Below are 21422 nucleotides of genomic sequence, written 5' to 3' on the forward strand. Positions count from 1 at the left end.
ACGGACTCCGGGGCGCGCCGTCCGCCGCGGGGACGCTGCCGCCCGGGAGAGCACTGCTCTGGATGTGGAGCGGGGCATCGACTAGCGCTTTCGGCGGCGGGCCTGCCACAGTGCCGCGGCGCCGAGGATCGCCACGGCCGCCGCGCCCGCCGCGACGCCCGCAGCGGTCGAGGCGCTGTCCCCCCGGCCGCCGTCGGCCTCGCCGTCCGCGCTCCGGCCCTCGGCGTCCGCCGTGCTGTCGCTGTCGCCGTCCTCGCTCCTGCCGCTCCCGCCGCTGCCCTTCGCCTGCTCGCCGCATCCCGTCGCGGGGTAGCCGTCGATGGCGCACAGCAGGGCGTCGGAGTTGTAGCGCAGCGGGGACGCCACCTTGGCGAGGGCGTCGGCCGCGGTGCCGTTCTCCGGTATGCGGGCGCAGCCGGTACGGGCGCCGGGCGGGTCCTCGGACTCGCCGTCCGGGGCGTCGGCGCGGGTCCCGAAGTCGATCCGCACGGCCACCCGCTTGCTGTCCTTCCCGGCCTTCGTCCCGTCGCAGGCGGCGGCGAAGTGCACGGCGCCGCGCGGCTTGTCGGCCTGTCCGGAGTCCTCGCTCAGCGCGAACCGGAAGCCCAGGACGTCTCCGTCCTCGGGGCGCTGGGTGGCCGGTCCCTCGGTGGCGTACGACCAGGAACCGCCCCCCTGCCGCTGCCAGAAGGACCAGTACCGGTAGCCGCTCGACTCGGCGGCGGGCTGCCGCGCGGTCGAGGCGTGCGCCTCCGGGGACGGCAGCAGGAGGAGACTCGCGAGCGCCGCGAGGCCCGCGAGCGCGGCCGTCGCGGTCGCGCCCCACCGCGGCGCCCGGCTCCGCACCGCCGCCGGCCCGCCCGTGGCCGTCCCGTCGTGCGGGGCGGTCCCCGGCCCGTGGCCGGCTCCTCCGGCCGTTCCGGTCCCGTTGCCGCTCCGGCCGACCGTGCCGGGTCCGCCGCGCCCGGCGGCGATGCGGGCCCTCACGGCTGCTGCCTCTTGCGGCGGCCGCTGAGCAGGATGCCGAATCCGGCGCCGACGGCGAGGCCGATCAGGACGAAGGCCCAGATGGGGATGGTGGCGCCGGAGTTCTTCTTCGCGGCGGCGTCGTCCTCGGGCATCTTGGCGGGCTTCGGGCCGGTGCGGTTGAGACGGGCGAGGAGATCGGTGCCACCGAGCTCGGTGGGGTCGCCGCCCGTGGCGCGGGAGGCCAGCATCAGGGAACTGATGGCGGCCGGGTCCTTCCGCGCCTTGTCCCACTTGCCGAGGTTGTCGGCCAGCCAGGACAGCGAGGAGGCGGCAGCATCACGGTGTCCGCCCGCGGCCAGCGCGACGACGGCGTCCGCGGTGTTCGCGTAGTCGGGCTGCTCGTCCGAGGAGCCCGGGGCCACCGAGGTGAAGTGACCGCCGTTCTCCTTCAGCGTCGCCGCCAGGTGCGCGGCACCCGCGCCCGCGGCAGCCTTGCGGCCGCCCGGGACGCTCTTCCCGCTCTCCTGGTCCGCGCCCGAAGCGCACTTCAGCGGGGTGACCGGGGTGTTCTCGGCGTCCTCGGCCGGTGGTTCGGGCAGCGCGCCCTCGCCCAGCGCGGCCAGGACGGCGGCCGCTGTGGCGTCGTTGTTCGGTGCGAGCCTGCCCTTCTTGTCCGGCTGGTAGGCGAACGCGCCCTGCGCGCCCGGGGCGTCCTCGACTCCCTTCGAGCCGCAGGTGAGCTGGAAGGACAGCAGCGCGTCGTATGGCGAGTCCCCGCCCTCTGCCGTGGTCTTGGCGGGGTTCCGGCCCGTGGCGTGCAGCGCGCCGATGACCAGCGAGGTGGAGTTGGCGTCCGAGTCGGCGTGCGGCGCGAAGCCCCAGCCGCCGTCCCCGTTCTGGACCGAGACCAGCCACTCCAGCCCTTCGCGCACCGCGTCGCTCCGGCCGCCCACGGCGGCGAGCGCCTGGACGGCCAGCGCGGTCGCGTTGATGTTCGCCGGAGTGTCGTCCGGGTCGCACTTCTTGCCGGGTTCGGCGCGGTACGCGGCGAACGAGCCGTCGGCGCACTGCTGGCCGGTGAGCCAGTCCACGGCCTTCCGCGCGGGGACGGCTTTCGCGCCGTCCAGCGCGAGCAGCGCCATCGACTGCCGCCACACTCCGTCGTACTTGGGATCGGCCGTTCCGTAGAGCCCGTCCGGCAGCTCGGACGCCGTGGTCCGGGCCGGGGATACCGCGGCGGATGTGGCCGGTGCGGCGGCGGATGCCACGGGTGCGGCGGCCGCGCTCAGCACGGTGGCGGCGGCGAGGACCGTGGCGCGGCGGCGGCGCGGTGACATTGCGAATGCCTTTCGATGACGGGAGCGGACCGCAGCCGGGCACGGCCGCCCCGCCGGACGGACGCGCGACTGCGCGGCCCGCACCACGGTGCACCGGGCTCGGCTCCGTATACCTCGACGGGCCGGTGGCCTGGGCGGCCACAGGAGCCCGCCTCCGCACGGGCGCTCCGGCTCGCGGTCGGCCGTGCCGCGCGGCGCACGCCGTTCGGATCGCGGGAGGCGATCTGTGTCGGACGTACGCGACGGTGTGGCGGACCGCTCACGGTTGCGGGTCAGCGCCGGATTCGCACCGGCTTCCCCCGGGCGGAGGCGTTGTCTGGCTGTCGGCCACTGTAGCCGGGTGGCTCGCGCGGCTGTCGGGTCGGCCCGGTCCGCGGGCTGTGCGGGCACGGTGGTCGGCCCGGTCCGCGGGCCGTGCGGGCAGGGCGGTCGGCCCGGTCCGCGGGCGTGGGCGGCGGGCCGCGGCCCCGTGGCGCCGACCCGGTGACGGGGTTTCCAGGACGCCCGGCGATGTCGGCCGCCGGCACGGTCGGTGGCGAGGCCGTGGGGCAGCCGGTGACGGGGCCGCCGGGTCAGCCGGTGGCCCGGTAGGCGACGGGGTGGCTGCCGGGGACGGCCTCCGCGTGGCCGAGCTTGACCAGTCGGCGCAGATGGGCCTCGGCCTCGGCGACGGCGATGGTGCGGGAGCCGAACGGGATCTCCTCCCAAGGGCGGTTCCAGCGCATGGACTCGGCGAGTTGCCAGGGGGTGAGGTCCCGCTGCGTGAGCAGTGCTCGCAGATCCGAGAGGCGCTCCGCGTGGTGAGCGGTGAGCGCGTCGACACGGGCCTGCGCGTCCGAGAACGCGTACTGGTGCGCGGGCAGCACCTCGGCGGGCCGCAGGCCGGCTATCCGATCCAGGGAGTCGAGGTAGTCGCCGAGCGGGTCGCTGCTCCCGTCGTCGTCCGGTTCCTCGTAGAGGCCGATGTGCGGGCTGATCGTCGGCAGCAGATGGTCTCCGGAGAAGAGCCGCCCGCCCGGTCCCGCCCGTCCCGGGTGCCGCTCCTCCAGGTGCAGGCACACATGTCCGGGCGTGTGCCCCGGGGTCCAGACCGCGCGCAGCCGCCGGCCCGGCAGGTCGACCAGTGCGTTCGGCTCGATCCCCCGGTCGGGCAGCGCGGCCCGCCTCCCCGGCGGCCGCCCGGCCCGGCCCTCCGCCAGGGCCGCGCGCAGCGGCGCCGTATGGGTGTCGGGGGCGCCGGCAGCCGCGAGCTTCTCGACGAGATAGCCCAGCCACCGGCTCGGGTCCACCTCGCGGGTCCGGCGGACGACGGCGGCGTCCGCCTCGTGCAGCGCGATCCAGGCCCCCGACTCCTCCCGTACCCGTTCGGACAGGCCGTGGTGGTCGGGGTGGTGGTGGGTGACGAGTACTCCGTGCAGCGCGTCCACCGAGGTGCCGCACGCGGCGAGGCCGTCCCGGAGCGCTCGCCAGGAGGACGGGTCGTCCCAGCCGGTGTCGATCAGTACGGGACCGGCGTCCGTCTCGATCACGTGGACGAGGGTGTGGCCCAGAGGGTTGTCCGGAATGGGTACCGGGATGCTCCATATCCCGCCTCCGTGCTCCGTGACCTGCGGCTCGTTCGTCATGGACGGCAGCTCCCCCGATGGTGTGCGCGAGCGGGACGGTTGGCGGGACGGCAGAGGCATTGTTCCCTGGAACTAGAACTGGTACTAGTTCTGATGCGCTGTCAGCAAGGTGTCGGGCGTCACACGTGGACGCCGGGTGCCCCGGTACGCGCGCCACGGCCACCGGAGGGTGGCCGGAGGAGGGAGGGCACGGTCATGACGGACAACCCCGGCGGCCCCGAAGGCCCCGACAACCCCCATGGCCCCGAACACCCCGGCGGCCTCGGCGGGAATCCCGGCCCCGGCGGGAGTCCCGGCCCCGGCGGGAGTCCCGGCCCCGGCGGGAGTGCCGGCCTCGCGTACACCGAGCACCGGCAGCTCTACCTCGGCGGCGCCTTCACCGACCCGGCGGGCGCGGGGACGATCGAGGTGGTCTCGCCGCACACCGAGCGGCCCATCGGCCGCGTGCCGGCCGCCGCACGCGAGGATGTCGACCGCGCGGTACGGGCCGCGCGCGAGTCCTTCGACTCCGGGGTGTGGGCCGGGCTGCCGTTGGCCGAGCGGATCGCGGCCGTCGGCCGGATCCGGGACGGGTTCGCCGCCCGCAGCGAGGAGATCGCCGACCTCGTCAGCGCCCAGAACGGCAGCCCCCGTACCTCGGGGCTGCTGGTCCAGTCGCTGGCCGCGATGATGGTGTGGGACTCCGCGCTGAAGATCGCGGCCGACTTCCCGTACGAGGAGCGGCGGGCCGGGGCGCTGGGGCCGCTGCTCGTCCGCCGGGAGCCGGTGGGGGTGGTGGCGGCCGTGGTCCCGTGGAACGTGCCCCAGTTCACCGCCGCCGCGAAGCTGGCCCCCGCGCTGCTGGCCGGCTGCTCGGCGGTGCTGAAGGTCTCGCCGGAGACGCCGCTGGACGCCTACCTGCTCGCCCGGATCGTGGACGAGGCCGGGCTGCCCTCGGGCGTGCTGTCGATCCTCCCGGCGGACCGCGAGGTGAGCGAGTACCTCGTGGGGCACCCGGGTGTGGACAAGGTGTCCTTCACCGGCTCGGTGGCCGCCGGAAAGCGGGTCATGGAAGTCGCCTCCCGCCATCTGACCCGGATCACACTGGAGTTGGGCGGCAAGTCGGCCGCCATCATCCTGCCCGACGCCGACCTGGACGCGGCGGTCGCGGGCATCACCCCGTTCGCCTGGATGATCAACGGCCAGGCGTGCGTGGCCCAGACCCGCGTCCTCGCACCCCGCAGCCGCTACGACGAGATCGCCGAGCGCTTCACGGCCGCCGCCGAGGCGCTGACCGTGGGTGATCCGCTGGACCCGGCGACCGAGGTCGGCCCGCTGGTCGCCGAACGCCAGCGCCGCCGCTCCCTCGACTACATCGCCCTCGGCCGCCGGGAGGGCGCCACCGTCCTGGCGGGCGGTGGGCGTCCCGCGGGCATGCCCACCGGCTGGTACGTCGAACCCACCCTCTTCGGCGACGTCGACAACGCGATGCGGATCGCCCGCGAGGAGATCTTCGGCCCCGTGGTCTGCCTGCTGCCCTACGAGGACGAGGCCGAAGCGGTCCGCATCGCCGACGACTCCGACTACGGCCTCTCCGGCAGCGTGTGGACCGCCGACACGGAGCACGGGATCGACATCGCACGCCGGGTGCGTACCGGTACCTACTCCGTCAACACCTTCAGCCTCGACATGCTCGGCCCGTTCGGCGGCTACAAGAACTCCGGTATCGGACGCGAGTTCGGCCCCGAGGGGTACGCCGAGTACCTGGAGCAGAAGATGATCCACCTGCCCGCGGAGGGATGACCCGAGCGGGCCCGCGGACCCGCGGACCCGCGGACCCGCGGAACCCGCGGGAACCCGCGGAACCCGCGGAACCCGCGGAACCCGTAGAGCCCGGCCTCCGGCGGGCACGCCGACCCCGCAGAGTCCGTGCACACCCGCGAAGCCCGCGCGGCGCCCCGCCGCAGCCCGCGCGAACACCCGAGGAGGGGAGGGCCGATGACCGATCGCTGGCATGTCGAGGTGGACCGGGACCTGTGCGTCGGGTCGGGGATGTGCGTGAGCAGCGCACCGGAGGCGTTCCGGCTGGACGCGGCCCGCCGCTCCCGCTCCGTCGCCCCCGACCGGGAACCGGCCGAGGAGGTGCTGGCCGCCGCCGAGGGCTGCCCGGTCGAGGCGATCTCCCTCACCCTGGCCGGGACGGGCGAGCCGGTCTTCCCGCCGGAGGACTGACCGGAGGGCGGGGTGCCACCGTCCCCGCGTGCGGGTGTCCCCGCGTGCCGGTGTCTCCGGCACGGCGTCCGCGTACGTCGGCTCGTACGTCGGGTCCTGTGTACGTCGGTCCCGGGCGCGGACATCTCCCTGCACGGATACCCGCGTGTGTCGATACCCGCGTACGGCGCGGATGCCCGCCGAACGGCCCGCGTGCGCGAGCGGCTCCGCAGCCGGGCGGCTCCTCTCCCGGCTGCGGAGGACTCGGGGCGCGGGGGCACTCCCGACCGCGAGGGCCCGCATCGTCAGTCGGCGATCCCGCTGCCCAGGGCGAGCGCGGCGAACGTCGCGAGCCAGTGATCCGTGGTGAAGTCGCCGGACACGGCTGCCGGGAGGCCCGCGGCCAGGTTGGCCTCGGCCGCCGTGGTGAGCGCGGCCGTCCGCGGGTCGCCGGGCGGAAGGGCGGCGGCGATGCCGCGCAGTGCGGCGGCCCGGCTGAGGCAGAGCCCGAGCAGGTGCCCGAGCTGCGGGTCGGCGGTGTCCGCGACGTGCGGGGGCGGCAGGAAATCCGGCCCGGTGGCGTGGTTCAGCTCGGGCAGGAAACGCCCCAGCCATGCGGCGAACTCGTCCCCCGGCAGCACGCGGCGCACCGCGTCCGCCTCGCAGAGCAGCGGGGAGAGGAAGTCCTGCCCGGACGGCTCCCACCGGGTGGCCGCCCCGTGGTCGGGGAGGTACCACGCGCGGATCTTCGCCTCGACGGGCGCCAGGAGCTGTGGCTGTCCGGCGCGTGCGGCACTGTCCAGCAGGAGGCCCAGCGCGAACGCGCTGTTGGTGTGGGTGCCGTGCCGTACCGGCCGGGTCGCCTTCGGCAGCCACTCCAGGACCAGGTCGGCGACGGTCTCCGCGGCGGGGGCCAGCGCCGCCCGCCACCGCCGCCGCGCCGCCGGAGCACCGCTCTCGTCCCGGGGCGTTGCTCCCCCACCGGCCGGGTGCTCCGGAGTGTCTGCGGCGCTCTCACTCGTGAGCGCCAGCAGCCAGGCCCAGCCGTAGGGCCGCTCGAAGGACGGGTGGGTGCGCAGGTAGGACGTCTCCACCGCGAGCGCGTCGGGGGTCAGATGAGCGTCCAACGCGCGCACCACTGCCGCGCGTCGCCTCTGGTCGCCACTCCGCCACGGTGTCCGCAGCAGGCGCAGCAGCAGCCAGTGCATATGGACCGAGGAGTGCCAGTCGTAGGCGCCGTAGAAGGCGGGATGGAGCAGCCGGGGCGGGAGGAGTTCCTCGGGCCCGGCGAACAGGTGAGCGGGCGCGTTCGGATACTCGCGGGTGATGTTGGCCAGTGCCACTTCGGCGAACGCCGCCGCGTGGTCCGGCAGGGCCGGGTCCGCTGCCGCATCCGGTGACGTGCTCAATGTGTGGCCCCTCCCGGTTCGCGCAGGTCGGTGGTGGTGCGGGCGGCCGCCTGGAGCAGCGCGGCCAGCCCGGTCACGGCGTCGGCCACGGAGAGCGAGGGCGGGGCCGGGTGGCGGTCCGCCACCTGCTGCGGGGAGAACGGCAGGTGTACGAAGCCGCCCCGCACGTGGGGGCGTTCGGTCGCGAGCAGATGAGCGAGGCCGTAGAAGACGTGGTTGCAGACGAAGGTCCCGGCGGTCTGGGAGACCGATGCGGGAACCCCGGCGGCCCGCGCTGCGGCCACGCATGCCTTGATCGGCAGGGTGCTGAAGTATCCGGCGGGGCCGCCGGGTATGACGGGTTCGTCCACGGGCTGTCGGCCGGCGTTGTCGGGGATGCGCGCGTCGTCCACGTTCACGGCGACGCGTTCGACGGTGAGGTCGGTCCGCCCGCCGGCCTGGCCGAGGCAGAGCACCAGTTCCAGGTCGGGCCCCGCGGCGTCCACCGCGGCGCGCAGTTCCTCCAGGGCGGTGCCGAAGACGCAGCTCAGTTCGGTGGCCGTGATCTCGACTCCGTCCGGCGGGCCGGCGGCCAGCAGTTGGGCCGCCTGCCAGGAGGGGTTGACCTCCGCGCCGTCGAACGGCGCGAATCCGGTGACCAGGACCCTGGTGGAAGAGGTGGATGACATGTGCTCAGCTCCGCCCGGCGCCTAGAACGCGAAGAGATAGATGATCAGGATGTTGCAGGCCAGCATCGCTCCGGCGGTCGGCACCTGGGCCTTGATCGGCCCGTACTGGTCCTTGAGTTCGAGGAGCGCGGCCGGGACGAGGTTGAAGTTGGCCGCCATCGGTGTGCACAGCGTGCCGCAGAACCCGGCGAGCATGCCGACGGCGAGCACGGCGGCCGGATTGCCGTCCATCTGCTCGATCAGCACCGGCCAGCCGACGGCGGCGGTCATGACGGGGAAGGCCGCGAAGGCGTTGCCCATGATCATGGTGAAGACGGCCATGCCCACGCAGTACAGCGCGACGGCGGCCAGCTTCTGCCCGTCCGGCAGCACCGACTCGGTGACCTTGCCGACCTGGTCGCCGACGCCCGCGGCCTGGAATATCGCGCCCAGCACGGCGAGCAGCTGCGGCAGCAGCAGGGCCCAGCCCATCGACTCCAGCAGTCCGCGGCCGGCGTGCAGCGGCACGCTCGGACGGCGTTCGCGCAGCACCCACATGCCCACGCCCAGCGCCAGGACGGCGCCCAGGCCGAGCCCCAGGATGGTCTCGCTGCCCTCTTCCAGCAGCGGGGTGCCGCCGATCCGCCACTTGTCGGCGAGGACGGCGCAGACCATGGCGACCAGCGGAATGGTCAGCGCCGGGATGAACAGCTTGTTGCCGAAGCGTCCGGCCAGCCGGGCGCGTTCGCCCTCGTCGGTGGTGTCGGGCTTGCCCTTGCCGGTGAGGTTGAACCCGCCCAGGCAGATGAGGACGAGGACGGCCACGCCCAGCGGTTCGGCGGGCAGGGACTTCTCGTTGACCCAGGTGCTGTAGAAGAAGCAGGCGCCCAGCAGGCCCCAGAACGCCGCGGTGCCGTGGCGCTTGGGGTTGGTGCGGTCGAAGACCATCTGCGCCGCCATGGCGAGGAAGACGGCTCCGACGAGCCAGAAGAACCACTCGGACTTGATCACTTGGCAGCCCCGTCTTCCTCGCTGCGGCCGTCCTGCGTGTCCGCCCGCTCGACGGCCAGTTGTGCGTTCGCGGTGACCAGTTCACGCTCCAGCGCGCGGTCCAGCCGCAGCAGCCGTCCGCCGTGGATGAGGAAGGCGCACGCGGCGCTGGGTATCGCCCACAGGGCGAGGTGCAGCGGTTCCAGATGCGTGTCGTAGGTGCTGTTGACCAGGCCGGTGATCAGCAGGATGGAGCCGATGGCCAGGAAGCAGTCCTCGCCGAAGAACAGGCCCACGGTGTCGGTGCCCGCGGAGTGCGAGCGGACCTTCTCGCGGACCTTCTCGGGCAGCGGCCGTCCGCCGTTGCGGCGCTCGGTGGCGGCTTCCGCCATCGGCGCGATCATGGGGCGGACGCTCTGCGCGGGCCCTGCGATGGTCTGCAGGCCGACGGCGGCGGTGAGCTGCCGCAGGAGCAGGTACAGGGTCAGGAAGCGCCCTGTCGTGAGGTTGGTGCCGAGTTTGCCGATGAGCGTGCGGGCTTGCTGCTGGAGGCCGTTGCGCTCCAGCAGGCCGATGACGGGCAGCGTGATGGCGAAGATCGTCACCGAGCGGCTGGACGCGAAGCTCTCGCCGAAGGTCCGAAGGATCTCGACGGGGGAGAGCTTGCCCAGCAGTCCGGTGACGATCCCCGCCACGCCGACGACGAGCAGGGGGTTACGGCGCGTCGCGAAGCCGAGGACCACTACGAGGACGCCGAGGAGAACGATCATCTCGTCCGCCTTCCGTGAGCGAATTCCTCGGGAGGCTAGGGGATTGTTCAACGATCCGACAAGAGTGAGGCACCTCACTTATCTGGAACGTGACCCTCCGGTTGCTGTGCGGCCGGAGCCTTCGGTGCGCGGACAGCGGTGGCCGGAAAGCGCGCCGCTGCCCGCGCACCGCGCCTGCGCGGCCGAGGGGGCTGGGGGGTGTCCGGGTCCGCGTGCCACGTGCGGGCCCGGTTCGTCGTAGGCGGGCCGGACCTCAGGCGTCGGCGTCCGCCGCCTCTTCGGGGTAGGCGTCCAGCAGCTGCCGCAGCGAGTCCGCCAGGTAGGTGTCCAGCAGCCGCTCGGCGCCCGTCGCGTCCCCCGCCTCCAGGGCGCGCACGATCTCCTGGTTGCGGGTCAGGTACGGGTCGTGGAAGCGGCGCAGGTCGCCCATGATGTGGAAGGCGAGTCGCAGTTCCGCCAGTACGCCGCGCATCATCTCGTCGGTGCGGGCGCTCCCGGCCAGCCCGGCCAGCGCCTGGTGGAAGCGGATGTTCGCGGTGGAGCACTCCTGCCACCGCCCCTCGGCCGCGGCCCGCTCGCCCGCCGAGACGGCCGCCCGCACCTCCGACACGTCGTACGGCGGCGCGCCCAGCCCCCGTACGGCGGCGCACTCGATCAGGTGGCGCACCCGGTAGATGTCCTCGATGTCGGTGTCGCTCAGCACCCGCACGAAGGTGCCCCTGTTGAGCCGGTGCACGAGCAGCCGCTCGTGGGTCAGCAGCCGGAACGCCTCCCGCAGCGTGTTGCGCGAGACGCCCAGCGCGGTGCAGATCCGCTCCTCGGAGAGCCGGATGCCGGGTGGGAAGGCCCCCTGGGCGATCCGTTCGCGCAGGATCGCCGCCACGCGCTCGGCCGTGCTCGTGCGGCCGAGCAGCCCCCTGTCGGCGGCGAGCGCCGACAGGGCGGCGGAGGGGTCGGCGGTCATCGTGGTCTCCCTCGGGTGGACGGGCGCCGGCCGGTCCCGGATGCGGCGGGTGACAGGGGTGTCGCGGAGTGCGAGACCGCGAACCTCTTGCCGGATTGTTCAACAATCGCTTACGTTGCTGCCGATGGACCGGAAGATCGACCTTAACGCCGACCTCGGTGAGGGCTTCGGCCGCTGGCAGCTCACCGACGACGAGGCCCTGCTCGCCTCGGTCACCAGTGCCAATGTCGCCTGCGGCTTCCACGCCGGCGACCCCGTCACCATGCGCCGCGTCTGCGAGCTGGCCGCCGAGCGCGGCGTCCGCATCGGCGCCCAGGTCTCCTACCGCGACCTGGCCGGCTTCGGACGCCGGGCGATGGACGTGCCCGCCGCCGAACTCGCCGCCGAGGTCGCCTACCAGATCGGCGCCCTGGAGGTCTTCGCCCGCGCGGCCGGCTCCGCCGTCGCCTACGTCAAACCGCACGGCGCCCTCTACAACCGGGCCGTGCACGACGCGGAACAGGCAGCCGCCGTCGTCGCGGGGGTTGGGATGTCCGGGGCCGCGACCGGTGCGGGCGGGCCGCTGCCCGTACTGGGGCTGCCCGGCTCCCGGCTGCTGGCCGCCGCGGAGCGGGCCGGACTGCCCACCGTCGAGGAGGCGTTCGCCGACCGCGCCTACCGGGCCGACGGCACCCTGGTGCCGCGCTCCGAACCGGACGCGGTGCTGCACGACCCCGAGCAGGTGGTCAAGCGCTCGGTGCGGCTGGCCCGGGACGGGGAGATCACCGCGGCCGACGGCACCGTCCTCGGCACCGCGGCCCGCTCGCTCTGCGTGCACGGCGACACCCCCGCGGCCGCCCGGCTCGCCGAGCGCATCCGGGCGGAACTGGCCACCGCGGGCGTCCAGGTCCGGGCCTTCGCATGACCGCCCCGGCCGACCCGACCGCCGCCCCCGACCCGCCTGCCGCAGCCGGCCCGGCCGCCGTCGCGGACCGGGCCGCCGTGCCCGCCCCGCCGGTGATCCGCCCGGTGGGCAGCAGCGGACTGCTGGTGGAGCTCGCCACCGCCGAGCAGACGGAGGCCCTCCACGCCGAACTGCTGCGCCGCCGGGCCGACGGCAGCCTGCCGCCCGTGGGTGAGATCGTGCCCGGCGCCAGGACCGTGCTGCTCGACGAATTCGGCAGCAGCGCGCAGGCCCGCCGGCTGGCCGCGGAACTCCCCGGCTGGCAGGTGCCGCCGCTCACCGCCGGGAGCGAGGCGGTGGTCGAGATACCCGTCCGCTACGACGGCCCCGACCTCGCCGACGTCGCCGCGCTGTGGGGCGTCGCGCCGGAGGAGGTGGCCCGGCGGCACGCGGCCACCGAGTTCCGCGTCGCGTTCTGCGGGTTCGCGCCGGGCTTCGGCTATCTGACCGGGCTGCCCGAGCCGTACCACGTACCTCGCCGCGCCACCCCGCGCACCAGAGTGCCCGTCGGTGCCGTGGGACTCGCCGGTGCCTACACCGGTGTGTATCCCCGTTCCTCACCCGGCGGCTGGCAGTTGATCGGAACGGCGCCCGAGACGGTGCTGTGGGACACCGCCCGTACCCCGGCGGCGCTGCTGGCTCCCGGCACCCGCGTCCGCTTCGTCCCCCTGGACGGAGACCGGCCCTCGGACACGGGCGGCCCTCCGGACCGAGAGGAGCGGCCGTGACCGCTGACGGCGGACTGGAGACCGTACGGGCCGGAGTCCTCACCACCGTCCAGGACCTGGGGCGCCCCGGGTATGCGCACCTGGGGGTACCCCGCTCGGGCGCGCTCGACCTGACCGCGCACCGGCTCGCCAACCTGCTGGTCGGCAACCCGGAGAGCGCCGCGACGCTGGAGACCACCCTGACCGGCTGCGCGGTGCGGGCCCTGGCCCCCACCACGGCCGTGGTCACCGGGGCGCCCTGCCCGGTGACGGTCGACGGGCGACCGGCGTCCTGGGGGCAGCCGGTCCGCCTGCGGGCCGGTGCGGTCCTGGAGGCGGGCGCCGCCACCCACGGAGTGCGCTCCTACCTGGGCTTCGCCGGAGGCGTCGAGGTCGACCGGGTGCTCGGCAGCCGTGCCACCGATCTGCTCTCCGGGCTCGGTCCTGCCCCGCTGAGCGACGGGGCGGTGCTTCCGCTGGGGGCGGCGCCCTCCCCGGCGGGGGGCCGCGCCGTTCCGGACGCGGCGCCCTGGCGGACCCCGGGGCCCGAACTGGTGCTGCCCGTCGGCTACGGGCCACGGGACGACTGGTTCACCGCCGAGGGGCTGCGCACGCTGGTCACCGGCACCTACCGGGTGTCGGCGGCCAGCAACCGGATCGGCCTGCGGACCGAGGGCCCGGCCCTCGCCCGCCGCAGGGAGGGGGAGTTGGCCAGCGAGGGCATGCCGCTGGGCGCGATCCAGGTGCCGCCGGAGGGACGGCCCGTGCTCTTCCTCGCCGACCATCCCACGACCGGCGGCTATCCGGTCATCGGCGTCGTCCCGGCGGCGGCGCTCAGCGCCGCGGCGCAGGCCGCGCCCGGTACGGCCGTCCGCTTCACGCCGGTGCGTTCCGGGTCGGTCCACGGATCCGCCGGGGTCCCGCCGCCCCGCTGACGTACGGGCAGCGGCGTGTGCCGGGCCGGTCCCGGGGAGCTGCGGGGCCGGTCAGTCCCGGGGGGCGGTCACCTCGATCAGTCGGCACACCGTCTCGATGTCGATCTTCACCTGGGCGATCGAGGCCCGGCCCGAGAGCCAGGTGATGAGCGCCGAGTGCCAGGTGTGCTCGATCACCCGCACCGCCGAGAGCTGCTCGGGGGTGGGCGGATCCTGCAGGCCCATCGCGTCCAGGATGATCGCCGTGGTCAGCCGCGAGACCGTGTCCACCTCCGGACTGACCGAGCGGTCCGCGAAGTTGAGGGCCCGCACCATGGCGTCCGCCAGTTGGGGCTCCCGCTGCAGGGCGCGGAAGGCGCGCATCAGGGTCGTGGCCACCCGGGCCGCTGCCCCGGTGTCCTCCGGCGGGTGCTTGTGCAGGGTCGCGTGCATGTGCTGCAACTGGTCCTGCATGGTGGCGACCAGCAGATGCACCTTGGAGGGGAAATAGCGGTAGAGGGTGCCGAGCGCCACGTTCGAGGACTCCGCGACCTCCCGCATCTGCACCGCGTCGAACCCGCCGCGGCGGGCGAGCTGTGCGCTCGCGTGCAGGATGCGGCGGCGGCGCGCCTCCTGGCGCTCGGTCAGCGGCGCGGCGGGGGACAGGTCCGGCAGGGCGCCGGCCCCGCTCCGGGGCTTGGGTCTGGGCTGCGGCGGTGTCGGCATCGCGTTGTTGGTCCCGTTTCCGTGGCGTTCTGAAGCCCTGTGGGGAGCCGTGCATTCTTGCAGGCGCCGCCGAGGTGGCGCGAATCACCTGCCGCGGCGGCTCGCCCGAAGTGACTGGCCGGTAAATTCTTGAGTCCGGGCACGGGTCCGCGGTGTACGCGCACGGGATCCGGGCCCTCCCGAAAGTGAATCCTGAAACTTGTTCTAGGTTAGCGCGAGCGGCTACGCTCCGGCGGAACGCAGTGACGAAGGGGGCCGCGAGTGAGCGCAGAGGCCGTAACCGACCGCCCGCTGCGCATCGCGCTGCTGACGTACAAGGGCAACCCCTTCTGCGGCGGCCAGGGCGTCTACGTACGCCATCTGTCCCGGGAGCTCGCCCGCCTCGGCCACAGTGTCGAGGTCATCGGAGCGCAGCCCTACCCGGTGCTCGACGATCCCGGCCGGCCCGAACCGCCGCCCGGCTCCGTGCGCGGTGACGAGCGGCCCGCGGCCGCACCCGGCCGGCTGACCCTCACCGAGCTGCCCAGCCTCGACCTGTACCGCCAGCCCGACCCCTTCCGCACCCCCCGCCGGGGTGAGTACCGCGACTGGGTGGACCTGCTGGAGGTCGCCACGATGTGGACCGGGGGCTTCCCCGAGCCGCTCACCTTCTCGCTCCGCGCCCGCCGCCACCTGGCCGCACGGCACGGCGAGTTCGACGTCGTCCACGACAACCAGACGCTCGGCTACGGCCTGCTCGGCGGCCCCCGCGCGCTGGGCGCACCGCTGGTGACCACCATCCACCATCCGATCACCGTCGACCGTCGCCTGGAGCTGGAGGCGGCCACCGGCTGGCGGCAGAACGCCTCGGTGCGCCGCTGGTACGGCTTCACCCGCATGCAGCGCCGCGTCGCCCGCAGACTGCCCTCGGTGGTCACCGTCTCCGGCTCTTCCCGGCAGGAGATCGCCGACGATCTCGGGGTGGCGCGCGAGCGCATCGACGTGGTGCCCATCGGCGCCGACACCCGCCTGTTCGCCCCCGACCCGGGGGTGCCCGAGGTGCCGGGCCGCATCGTCACCACCTCCAGCGCCGACGTTCCGCTCAAGGGCCTGGTGTTCCTGATCGAGGCGCTGGCCAAGGCGCGCATACAGTGCCCGGAGGCCCATCTGGTCGTCGTCGGCAAATGCCCCGAGGAGGGGCCGGTCGCCGACGCGATCGCCGTCCACGGGCTCGCCGGGGCCGTCGAGTTCGTCAAGGGCATCAGCGACGCCGAGCTGGCCGGGCTCGTCCGCTCGGCGCAGGTCGCCTGTGTGCCCTCGCTCTACGAGGGTTTCTCGCTGCCCGCGGCCGAGGCCATGGCGACCGGCACCCCGCTGCTGGCCACCACCGGCGGAGCGATCCCGGAGGTGGCCGGGCGGGACGGCGAGACCTGCCTGGCGGTGCCGCCCGGGGACGCCGGGGCGCTGGCGGACGGCCTGGTGCGGCTGCTGGGCGATCCGGAGCTGCGGGCCCGGCTCGGAGCGGCCGGACGGCAGCGCGTGCTGGAGAAGTTCACCTGGCAGAAGGCGGCGCTGCGCACTGTGGAGTGCTATCGCGCGGCCATGGGGGAGCCGTCCAGCCGGACCCGGCCACCCGCGGTACATCGGCCCGCGGAGGCGCCCGCCGCCCTCGCCCAGAGCCGGTGAGCGGACAGCCGTACCCGGACTCCGCCCTGCCCCCGCACCCTGTTCGCCGCACCCTGCCCCCGCCCCCAGACGCTGATGTGGAAGGCTGATCCTCCGTGCTGACCGTGGACTTCTCCCGATTCCCGCTCGCCCCCGGCGATCGTGTGCTCGACCTGGGCTGCGGGGCGGGGCGGCACGCCTTCGAGTGCTACCGGCGCGGCGCCCGCGTGGTCGCGCTCGACCGCAACGCGGAGGAGATCCGCGAAGTCGCCACCTGGTTCGCGGCGATGGCCGAGGCCGGTGAGGCGCCCGAGGGCGCGACGGCGACCGCGATGGAGGGCGACGCGCTCGCTCTGCCTTTCCCCGACGACAGCTTCGACGTCGTCATCATCTCCGAGGTCATGGAGCACATCCCGGACGACAAGGGCGTCCTGGCCGAGATGGTGCGGGTGCTCAGGCCCGGCGGCCGGCTCGCCGTCACCGTGCCGCGCTACGGCCCGGAGAAGGTGTGCTGGGCGCTGAGCGACGCGTACCACGAGGTCGAGGGCGGCCACATCCGCATCTACCGCGCCACCGAACTCCTGGCCCGGCTGCGGGAGGCCGGACTGCGCCCCTACGGCACCCACCACGCGCACGGACTGCACGCGCCGTACTGGTGGCTCAAGTGCGCGTTCGGCGTCGACCGCGACGGGGACCGGGCCGCCCTGCCGGTGCGCGCCTACCACAAGCTGCTGGTGTGGGACATCATGAAGCGCCCGCTGGCCACCCGCGTCGCCGAGCGCGCCCTCGACCCGCTGATCGGCAAGAGCTTCGTCGCCTACGCCACCAAACCTCATCTGCCCCCGCTGTCCCGGCTCCCGGGAGCCGGCGAGCCGACGGGCGCAGCCGCCGGCCGGCAGGTGCCGGACGAGTCCGCCGCGGCGGCCAAGTGACCAGCCCGGAGCGGACCGAGCGGCTGGTGCTGCCCGGCGTACTGACCGCCGAGCAGGCCGGGGCGACCGTCGAGGGCATTCTGGCCGGACAGCGCGCGGACGGCGCCCTGCCGTGGTTCCGCGGCCACCACCTCGACCCGTGGGACCACGTCGAGGCCGCGATGGCGCTGGACGCCGCCGGGGAGCACGAGCGCGCCGCGGCCGCCTACGACTGGCTGGCCACCCACCAACTGCCGGACGGCTCCTGGTACGCGGCCTACGCCGACGGGGACGCGGCCCGCCCCACCGACCGCACGCGGGAGACCAACTTCTGCGCGTACCCGGCCGTCGGCGTGTGGCACCACTACCTGTCCACCGGCGACGACGCCTTCGTCGACCGGATGTGGCCCATGGTGGTGGCCGCCGTGGAGTTCGTGCTGCGCCTCCAGCAGCCGGGCGGCCAGATCGGCTGGAAGCGCGACGAGGACGGCACCGCCACCGCCGAGGCGCTGCTGACCGGTTCCTCCTCGGTCTACCAGGCCCTGCGGTGCGCGCTGGCGCTGGCCGAACGCCGGGAGGAGCCGCAGCCGGACTGGGAACTGGCCGCCGGATGGCTGGGGCACGCCGTCCGCCGCCACCCGGAGCGGTTCCTGGACAAGAGCCGCTACTCGATGGACTGGTACTACCCGGTGCTCGGCGGGGCGCTGCGCGGGCCCGCGGCCAAGGAACGCCTCGAGGAGGGCTGGGACCGCTTCGTCGTGCCGGGACTGGGCGTGCGCTGTGTGGTCCCCAACCCGTGGGTGACCGGCGGGGAGAGCGCGGAGCTGGCCCTGGCGCTGTGGGCGACGGGCGAGTCGGACCATGCCCTGGACATCCTGCGCTGGATGCAGCACCTGCGGGCCGAGGACGGCATGTACTGGACGGGGTACGTCTTCGACGACGAGGTGATCTGGCCCGAGGAGCGGACGGCCTGGACGGCGGGCGCGGTGCTGCTGGCCGTGGCCGCGCTCGGCGGGGACGACGCGACGGTGCAGGTCTTCCGCGGCGACGAACTGCCGACGGGGCTGGAACCTGACTGCTGCTGACCGCGGCCGGGCCACGGTCCGCACTCGGCGGGTGCGCCTCCGCGCCGCTCCGGTCCACCCGGTCGGCCGCGGATTCCCGGCTGAGCACCGTCTTCCGGTTGACCGCCGTCTTCCGGCCGCCTGTCGCCGTTCGTCCGGTCGCGGCCGCTCAGTCGGCCGCGACCGGCAGCGCTGACGGGTCCGCGGCGGCACCGGCGAGCCGGCCGAGGATGGCCCGGCGCGCCCGGCGGTAGGGACCGACCCCGGCGGGCTGCTCCTCGTCGTGCAGGAGCGAGTCGGCGTTGGCGGCCTCCAGCAGCGCCATGACCTCGAAGGCGAGCTGCGGGATGTCCGTGTCCGGTGCCAGCTCGCCGCTGTGCAGGGCCTCTTCCAGGGTGCGGGTGACGAACGCGGACCAGGCGGTGCGGGCCTGCACGATGCTGTCGTGGACCCGGCCCCGGCGCGCGTCGAACTCGGCGGCGACGGAGAAGAAGAAGCAGCCGCCGGGGAAGACCCGCTCCTCGGAGTAGGCGAGCCAGCGGTCGCACAGCCGGACGACCCTGGCGAGCCCGGCCGGTGCCTCCAGCGCGGGCCGCACGACGTGGTCGGTGTAGATGGTGCGTGCGGCCTCCACGGTCGCGAGCTGGAGCTCCTCCTTGGAACCGAACAAGGTGAAGACCCCGCTCTTGCTCAGCTCCAGCTCCTTCGCGAGCCGCCCCAGCGAGAGCCCCTCCAGCCCCTCCACGGAGGCGATCCGCGCGGCGCGGTCCAGGACCAGCCGCCGGGTCTGGTTGCCGCGTTCGACGCGTCCGTCGAGCCGTGTCGCCGCCACGCTCCTCCGCCCTCCGTCCGCGCTGCGCCGGTGTGGTGCAGCGCCGTCCAGTGCTGTTCCGGTGCCGGGCAGTGCCGGTCTGCCGGGCAGTGCCGGAACGGCAGCCTACTCGCTGGACGACCGTTCGGTCACTGTATGAGGGTGAGAGCGCTGCGCGCGCCGCGGAACCCAGGCGGAGGACTGGTAGGGCTTGTCGGGTGGCGCCCCTCGGCATGGCCTTCGGCGTCGTGCCCCACCCCCTGACTCGCCCCCGACATCGGTGATCTTCCGGGGTCCAGCGGGACGGGGCTCCTCGAGAGCACCGGCGCGGCCATCGGCCCTCCCCTTCCGGCCCTTGGTGCGATTGCTCCTGGCCGATCCCGGCCCCCGCCCGCCGGTGTGCGGGAGGGAGCCGGTCAGCCGTGCAGGGCGGCGAGGAGCAGCGGCAGTGACGCCCGGAACTCCCGCGACCAGTAGGCGGGGTCGTGGGTACCTGCGTAGAAGCGGGTGGTCAGCCGGGCGCCCGCCGTCCCGAGTCGGGCAGCCAGCGTCTCGTTCTCCTCTCGCATGATCGCCTCGGTCGGCGAGTACACGTCCTCCGGGAACGGGTTCTCGGGGTCCTCCAGGCCGGGGACGTGCTCGTCGGGTTCCGTCCCCGGCGGGTCGAGCGGACCGAGCCGGCCGTCTCCGCAGGAGAGATGGACGGGGACGCCGCGGAGCCGGTGCGCGAGACGGACAGGGTCGGGCGCCTCCCAGATCCGGCGCTGCCGTACGGGGTGGCCCCACAGCGCGAGCCAGTCGAGGCCGAGGTAGGTCATCCCGGCCCGGACCGTGTGCGGGTGCTGGAGCGGGTGGACGTAGCCGCTGTAGGCGGCTGCGGCGCGGAACAGGCCCGGCCGGAGGGCGGTGTAGGAGAGGGCGCCGAAGCCTCCCTGCGACTCCCCGGCCACGGCGCGATGTGGCCCGGCGCCGAAGTGCCGTTCCATCAGGGGCATGACCTCGTCGAGGTGGTAGGTGGCCACCCGGGGCGGGCCGCCGGCGCCCTGGTTCCACCAGTCGGTGGCGAAGCCGTACAGCGGCATGTCGGGCATGACGACGAGGGCGTCCCGCAGGTCGGCCAGCCGGTGGATGCCGTGATGCCGGGTCCACATCAGATGGTCGCCGTCACCCCCGGGCAGCAGGTAGAGCGTCGGCCAGCGTGCCCCGTTGCGGCGCCGGTGCCAGCCCCTCGGGGTGAGCAGCCGGACGGCTCCCTTTCCGCCGAGGGCCGGGGAGCAGAGCATCAGGTCGGTGATGCGGTCGCCTACGTCCTCCGCGTGCACCACCTGTGGCCCGCGGCGCCCGGCGCCGGTGGGCAGGGGGGCGGCGCCGGCCGGACCGGCGGGGGCCAGTACGCCGAGCGCGGCGAGCGAAGCGAGGACGTGGCGTCGGGAACTGCCGGGTGTGGGCGGAGCCATAGGAGGTCCTTCAAAGGGACTCGGAGGGAGTACGGTCGTACTCCCGAATATGAACCGAATCCGGCCCCGACGGCATCGGGGACACACCCCGGATTCGGCCCTGGTGTCCCGAGTCGGGAATCCACCGCATGAGCGGGGGTTTGCGACGACCGCCGACGAAGGCCTCGACCACCTCGCGGGACGCCTGGACCGGTTTCCCGACTCAAGGCGCTACGCGTTCAACTCGGCCAGCACCCGCAGCGTCACCGGGTCCGCCGCCGTCACCAGCAGGTCGGTCACCGGACCGGCGCGCCACAGCTCCAGCCGCTCGGCCACCCGCTCCCGCGGCCCGACCAGGGAGATCTCGTCCGCGAAGGCGTCCGGCACGGCCTGCACCGCCTCTTCGCGGCGCCCGGCGGCGAACAGGGCCCCGATGCGCTCCGCGGCCTCCCCGTAGCCCATGCGCGCCATCAGGTCGGCGTGGAAGTTGCGGCGGGCGTGTCCCATGCCGCCGACGTAGAAGCCGAGCATCGCCTTCACCGGCAGCAGCCCCTCCGCCACGTCTTCGCAGATCCGCGCCTGCGCCATGGGCGCCACCAGGAACCCCGGCGGTGCCTCTGCCAGTGCGTCGTCCCAGGCGGCGGCCCGGGTGGGCGACCAGTACAGCGGCAGCCAGCCGTCCGCGATCCGGGCGGTCTGGGCCACGTTCTTGGGGCCCTCGGCGCCCAGCAGCACCGGAAGGTCCGGTCGCAGCGGGTGCGTGATCGGCTTGAGCGGCTTCCCGGTGCCGGTGCCGTCCGAGCCCGCGTACGGGTGGGAGTGGTAGCGGCCCTCCAGCCGGACGGGCTCCGCGCGGCGCAGCACCTGCCGCACGACGTCCACGTATTCGCGGGTCAGGGTCAGCGGTGAGGCCGGGAAGGGGCGGCCGTACCAGCCCTCCACCACCTGCGGGCCCGACAGCCCCAGCCCCAGCAGCATCCGGCCGCCGGAGAGGTGGTCGAGGGTGAGCGCGTGCATCGCGGTGGCGGTGGGCGTGCGGGCCGCCATCTGCGCGACCGCGGTGCCCAGCCGGATCCGTGAGGTGTGCGCGGCGATCCAGGTCAGTGCGGTGAACGCGTCCGATCCCCAGGACTCGGCCGTCCATACCGAGTGGTAGCCGAGGTCCTCGGCCTGCCGCGCCAGTTCGAGATGGCGGGGGTCGGGCCCGCGCCCCCAGTAGCCGAGCGCCAGTCCGAGCCGCATGTGCCGTCTCCCCTTCCACCGGCCGAAGTTGACAGCGAGTCAGCCCGCTGGTCCGGCAGCGTACGGCAGCGGCCCCCCGCCCGGAAGGGCGGGGGGCCGCTGGTGCGGCGCGGAGCCGAGGGC

General features: G+C 74.4%; 20 protein-coding genes and 1 riboswitch. Of the genes, 8 read left to right on the forward strand and 12 right to left on the reverse strand.

The genetic code is table 11. The annotated features are described in order from the left end of the window. Positions 1 to 81: 81 nt before the first annotated feature. The 3 genes from ACFYNS_RS03200 to ACFYNS_RS03210 all read right to left on the reverse strand — a co-directional run bounded on the left by ACFYNS_RS03200 (position 82) and on the right by ACFYNS_RS03210 (position 3931). Entirely contained in the window at positions 82 to 846 is a 765-nt protein-coding gene (locus ACFYNS_RS03200) for an SCO2322 family protein (RefSeq protein ID WP_388600863.1), read from the reverse strand. 137 nt (positions 847 to 983) lie between these two features. Continuing rightward, positions 984 to 2306 (reverse strand): prenyltransferase/squalene oxidase repeat-containing protein, encoded by a 1323-nt coding sequence (locus ACFYNS_RS03205; RefSeq protein ID WP_388600428.1) that lies wholly within the window; start codon positions 2304 to 2306, stop codon positions 984 to 986. A 160-nt stretch (positions 2307 to 2466) separates the two neighbouring features. Continuing rightward, positions 2467 to 2606: riboswitch (cobalamin riboswitch) on the reverse strand. A 272-nt stretch (positions 2607 to 2878) separates the two neighbouring features. Next, positions 2879 to 3931: an MBL fold metallo-hydrolase gene (locus ACFYNS_RS03210; RefSeq protein WP_388600430.1), complete on the reverse strand. Its 1053-nt coding sequence runs from the start codon at positions 3929 to 3931 to the stop codon at positions 2879 to 2881. 195 nt (positions 3932 to 4126) lie between these two features. On the opposite strand from ACFYNS_RS03210, the gene ACFYNS_RS03215 reads away from it, so the two are divergent. Both ACFYNS_RS03215 and ACFYNS_RS03220 read left to right on the forward strand, forming a co-directional pair. Then, positions 4127 to 5713 (forward strand): aldehyde dehydrogenase, encoded by a 1587-nt coding sequence (locus ACFYNS_RS03215; protein WP_388600433.1) that lies wholly within the window; start codon positions 4127 to 4129, stop codon positions 5711 to 5713. A 195-nt stretch (positions 5714 to 5908) separates the two neighbouring features. Then, on the forward strand, positions 5909 to 6142 hold the full coding sequence (locus ACFYNS_RS03220) for a ferredoxin (RefSeq protein ID WP_360301428.1): 234 nt from the start codon (positions 5909 to 5911) through the stop codon (positions 6140 to 6142). A gap of 284 nt (positions 6143 to 6426) precedes the next feature. On the opposite strand, the gene ACFYNS_RS03225 is transcribed toward ACFYNS_RS03220, so the two are convergent. The 5 genes from ACFYNS_RS03225 to ACFYNS_RS03245 form a co-directional block, all read right to left on the reverse strand. After that, positions 6427 to 7530 (reverse strand): DUF2891 family protein, encoded by a 1104-nt coding sequence (locus ACFYNS_RS03225; RefSeq protein ID WP_388600436.1) that lies wholly within the window; start codon positions 7528 to 7530, stop codon positions 6427 to 6429. Next, the gene (gene pcp, locus ACFYNS_RS03230; RefSeq protein WP_360297632.1) at positions 7527 to 8198 is read right to left on the reverse strand and encodes a pyroglutamyl-peptidase I; all 672 of its coding nucleotides are present in this window, start codon (positions 8196 to 8198) and stop codon (positions 7527 to 7529) included. The genes ACFYNS_RS03225 and pcp overlap by 4 nt, the downstream gene beginning before the upstream one ends. 21 nt (positions 8199 to 8219) lie before the next feature. After that, the gene (locus tag ACFYNS_RS03235; RefSeq protein WP_388600438.1) at positions 8220 to 9188 is read right to left on the reverse strand and encodes a DUF979 domain-containing protein; all 969 of its coding nucleotides are present in this window, start codon (positions 9186 to 9188) and stop codon (positions 8220 to 8222) included. Next, the gene (locus ACFYNS_RS03240; protein WP_360297627.1) at positions 9185 to 9937 is read right to left on the reverse strand and encodes a DUF969 domain-containing protein; all 753 of its coding nucleotides are present in this window, start codon (positions 9935 to 9937) and stop codon (positions 9185 to 9187) included. Before ACFYNS_RS03240 ends, ACFYNS_RS03235 begins: the two co-directional genes overlap by 4 nt. A 253-nt stretch (positions 9938 to 10190) precedes the next feature. Next, positions 10191 to 10901 carry a GntR family transcriptional regulator gene (locus tag ACFYNS_RS03245; protein WP_360297624.1) on the reverse strand — a complete coding sequence of 237 codons (711 nt, stop codon included), beginning with the start codon at positions 10899 to 10901 and terminating at the stop codon, positions 10191 to 10193. A gap of 124 nt (positions 10902 to 11025) precedes the next feature. On the opposite strand from ACFYNS_RS03245, the gene ACFYNS_RS03250 reads away from it, so the two are divergent. Genes ACFYNS_RS03250 through ACFYNS_RS03260 form a run of 3 tightly spaced genes read left to right on the forward strand, consistent with a single transcriptional unit; the run spans position 11026 to position 13486 of the window. Continuing rightward, positions 11026 to 11805 (forward strand): 5-oxoprolinase subunit PxpA, encoded by a 780-nt coding sequence (locus ACFYNS_RS03250; RefSeq protein WP_360297621.1) that lies wholly within the window; start codon positions 11026 to 11028, stop codon positions 11803 to 11805. Further along, complete coding sequence (locus ACFYNS_RS03255; RefSeq protein WP_388600440.1) at positions 11802 to 12572, forward strand: allophanate hydrolase subunit 1; 771 nt, start codon at positions 11802 to 11804, stop codon at positions 12570 to 12572. The genes ACFYNS_RS03250 and ACFYNS_RS03255 overlap by 4 nt, the downstream gene beginning before the upstream one ends. Then, on the forward strand, positions 12569 to 13486 hold the full coding sequence (locus ACFYNS_RS03260) for a biotin-dependent carboxyltransferase family protein (RefSeq protein WP_360297615.1): 918 nt from the start codon (positions 12569 to 12571) through the stop codon (positions 13484 to 13486). Before ACFYNS_RS03255 ends, ACFYNS_RS03260 begins: the two co-directional genes overlap by 4 nt. A 51-nt stretch (positions 13487 to 13537) precedes the next feature. Here the strand turns inward: ACFYNS_RS03260 and ACFYNS_RS03265 are convergent, their stop codons facing one another. Continuing rightward, on the reverse strand, positions 13538 to 14191 hold the full coding sequence (locus ACFYNS_RS03265; protein WP_360297612.1) for a TetR family transcriptional regulator: 654 nt from the start codon (positions 14189 to 14191) through the stop codon (positions 13538 to 13540). A 261-nt stretch (positions 14192 to 14452) separates the two neighbouring features. Between ACFYNS_RS03265 and ACFYNS_RS03270 the strand changes: the two genes are divergently transcribed. The 3 genes from ACFYNS_RS03270 to ACFYNS_RS03280 all read left to right on the forward strand — a co-directional run bounded on the left by ACFYNS_RS03270 (position 14453) and on the right by ACFYNS_RS03280 (position 17831). Further along, the gene (locus ACFYNS_RS03270) at positions 14453 to 15856 is read left to right on the forward strand and encodes a glycosyltransferase family 4 protein (protein ID WP_360297610.1); all 1404 of its coding nucleotides are present in this window, start codon (positions 14453 to 14455) and stop codon (positions 15854 to 15856) included. 95 nt (positions 15857 to 15951) lie between these two features. Continuing rightward, positions 15952 to 16767 (forward strand): methyltransferase domain-containing protein, encoded by an 816-nt coding sequence (locus ACFYNS_RS03275; protein WP_360297607.1) that lies wholly within the window; start codon positions 15952 to 15954, stop codon positions 16765 to 16767. After that, positions 16764 to 17831, forward strand: a complete 1068-nt coding sequence (locus ACFYNS_RS03280; RefSeq protein WP_388600443.1) for a prenyltransferase — start codon at positions 16764 to 16766, stop codon at positions 17829 to 17831. Before ACFYNS_RS03275 ends, ACFYNS_RS03280 begins: the two co-directional genes overlap by 4 nt. Positions 17832 to 17979: 148 nt before the next feature. Here the strand turns inward: ACFYNS_RS03280 and ACFYNS_RS03285 are convergent, their stop codons facing one another. The 3 genes from ACFYNS_RS03285 to ACFYNS_RS03295 form a co-directional block, all read right to left on the reverse strand. After that, a complete protein-coding gene (locus ACFYNS_RS03285) occupies positions 17980 to 18642 on the reverse strand; it encodes a TetR/AcrR family transcriptional regulator (protein ID WP_388600445.1) in 663 nt (220 codons plus the stop codon). A 395-nt stretch (positions 18643 to 19037) separates the two neighbouring features. Continuing rightward, positions 19038 to 20078 (reverse strand): alpha/beta hydrolase-fold protein, encoded by a 1041-nt coding sequence (locus tag ACFYNS_RS03290; RefSeq protein ID WP_360297599.1) that lies wholly within the window; start codon positions 20076 to 20078, stop codon positions 19038 to 19040. Between the two features lie 210 nt (positions 20079 to 20288). Next, positions 20289 to 21299, reverse strand: a complete 1011-nt coding sequence (locus tag ACFYNS_RS03295; protein ID WP_360297597.1) for an LLM class F420-dependent oxidoreductase — start codon at positions 21297 to 21299, stop codon at positions 20289 to 20291. Between the last annotated feature and the right edge of the window lie 123 nt (positions 21300 to 21422).

The sequence above is a fragment of the Streptomyces sp. NPDC006925 genome (assembly GCF_042869575.1).
In the GTDB taxonomy this organism is placed as follows: domain Bacteria; phylum Actinomycetota; class Actinomycetes; order Streptomycetales; family Streptomycetaceae; genus Streptomyces.

Coding starts and splice junctions, on each gene's coding strand:
- ACFYNS_RS03205 (WP_388600428.1), bottom strand. CDS start 2,306: ATGTCACCGCGCCGCCGCCGCGCCACGGTCCTCGCCGCCGCCACCGTG.
- ACFYNS_RS03210 (WP_388600430.1), bottom strand. CDS start 3,931: ATGACGAACGAGCCGCAGGTCACGGAGCACGGAGGCGGGATATGGAGC.
- ACFYNS_RS03215 (WP_388600433.1), top strand. CDS start 4,127: ATGACGGACAACCCCGGCGGCCCCGAAGGCCCCGACAACCCCCATGGC.
- ACFYNS_RS03220 (WP_360301428.1), top strand. CDS start 5,909: ATGACCGATCGCTGGCATGTCGAGGTGGACCGGGACCTGTGCGTCGGG.
- pcp (WP_360297632.1), bottom strand. CDS start 8,198: ATGTCATCCACCTCTTCCACCAGGGTCCTGGTCACCGGATTCGCGCCG.
- ACFYNS_RS03240 (WP_360297627.1), bottom strand. CDS start 9,937: ATGATCGTTCTCCTCGGCGTCCTCGTAGTGGTCCTCGGCTTCGCGACG.
- ACFYNS_RS03245 (WP_360297624.1), bottom strand. CDS start 10,901: ATGACCGCCGACCCCTCCGCCGCCCTGTCGGCGCTCGCCGCCGACAGG.
- ACFYNS_RS03250 (WP_360297621.1), top strand. CDS start 11,026: ATGGACCGGAAGATCGACCTTAACGCCGACCTCGGTGAGGGCTTCGGC.
- ACFYNS_RS03255 (WP_388600440.1), top strand. CDS start 11,802: ATGACCGCCCCGGCCGACCCGACCGCCGCCCCCGACCCGCCTGCCGCA.
- ACFYNS_RS03265 (WP_360297612.1), bottom strand. CDS start 14,191: ATGCCGACACCGCCGCAGCCCAGACCCAAGCCCCGGAGCGGGGCCGGC.
- ACFYNS_RS03290 (WP_360297599.1), bottom strand. CDS start 20,078: ATGGCTCCGCCCACACCCGGCAGTTCCCGACGCCACGTCCTCGCTTCG.
- ACFYNS_RS03295 (WP_360297597.1), bottom strand. CDS start 21,299: ATGCGGCTCGGACTGGCGCTCGGCTACTGGGGGCGCGGGCCCGACCCC.